Origin of the sequence: Paraburkholderia sp. SIMBA_030, assembly GCF_046535245.1 — a bacterium.
Classification (GTDB): domain Bacteria; phylum Pseudomonadota; class Gammaproteobacteria; order Burkholderiales; family Burkholderiaceae; genus Paraburkholderia.
Genome location: NZ_JAWRXB010001051.1, coordinates 1 through 255 on the forward strand (window position 1 = coordinate 1; position 255 = coordinate 255).

General features: G+C 57.3%; 1 protein-coding gene. It reads right to left on the reverse strand.

Going from position 1 to position 255, the window contains the following annotated elements; translation table 11 throughout:
• Positions 1-129 precede the first annotated feature (129 nt).
• Positions 130-255, reverse strand: a 126-nt coding sequence (locus tag SB772_RS43245; RefSeq protein ID WP_410838928.1) for a 4Fe-4S binding protein, incomplete at its 5' end; no start/stop codon positions are given.

The window sequence follows — 255 nt, forward strand, 5'->3', positions numbered from 1 at the left end:
GGCGTCTTCGGACGCGAGACGAGACAGCAGCGCGATGGCTTCCGCGGGAACGGCATCGAGCGAAGCATTCGGATCAGTCGAATCGGTCATGAATGGACGTGATGGAAGAGTAGACATTCCGCGCATCGCTTAACGCAGAAGATACGGAATGGACACCTTGACGGCGCCCGTCGGGCAATCCTGCTCGCAAGGCATGCAGTACCAGCATTCGTCGAATTGCATATACGCCTTGCCCTTCGTCATGTCGATTGCGAG